Annotated in this window: 1 protein-coding gene and 1 pseudogene; both read left to right on the top strand. The window is 59.7% G+C overall.

What is annotated here, in order from left to right; genetic code table 11:
- Window positions 1-577: reverse transcriptase domain-containing protein (locus tag ACM43_RS09600; protein WP_271539852.1), on the top strand; the 577-nt coding region annotated here is incomplete at its 5' end.
- Window positions 578-639: 62 nt separating this feature from the next.
- Window positions 640-797, top strand: a pseudogene (locus tag ACM43_RS09595) (IS66 family transposase); the annotation flags it as partial.

Raw genomic sequence — 797 nt, 5'->3', positions numbered from 1 at the left:
AAATCGATTGGAGCCTTCTGATGAAGGCCGTGCGCCGCCACACCGACTGCAAATGGGTCTTGCTCTACCTGCAAAGGTGGCTGGAAGCGCCCGCGAGCATGCCGGATGGAAGCTTGGTCAAGCGCACAAGAGGAACTCCGCAGGGGTGAATCTCTTTCTTCATTATGCGTTCGATTTGTGGATGAGCCGAGAATATCCGGATGTCCCATTTGAACGATATGCTGATGATGCCATCGGCCATTGCCGAAGCGAAGCGGAGGCGCGTGACTTGTGTCGGGCGCTGGAAGCGAGGTTTGCGGAATGCGGGCTACGGTTGCACCCGGAAAAGACCAAGATCGTGTCTTGCAAAGATGCTAATCGCTCCGGCGCTTATCCGGAGCAGGCGTTTGACTTCCTCGGCTATAGCTTTCGGCCGAGGATGGCGAACAATCGACACGGTGAGCGGTTCGTCTCATTCAGCCCGGCCGTCAGCAAGAAGGCCGGAAAACGGATGCGGCATACCGTGCGCAGGTGGCGGCTGCATCGGCGCAGCGATCTTGGTTGGTGGAAATCGCCAAATGGGTCCGTCCAGTCCTGACGGGCTGCGTGCGCTACTACGGGCGGTTTTATCCCTCGAAGCTTCAAGAGGAGTTGCGCACGATCACCGAGCAATTGCAGGTCGAGGTGAAGGCGTCGGTGCTGCAACGTGTGCGGTTCAAATATGCCTGCCGTCACTGCGAGCGCACCGCGCTGAACACCCCGATCGTGACCGCGCCGATGCCGGCGCAGCCGCTGCCGGGTAGCGTCGCCACGCCATC

This window comes from Bradyrhizobium sp. CCBAU 45321 (assembly GCF_028128975.1).
In the GTDB taxonomy this organism is placed as follows: Bacteria; Pseudomonadota; Alphaproteobacteria; order Rhizobiales; family Xanthobacteraceae; genus Bradyrhizobium; species Bradyrhizobium yuanmingense.
The sequence above is the reverse complement of the archived record's forward strand: the minus strand, read 5'-3'. Positions and strand labels throughout refer to the sequence as shown.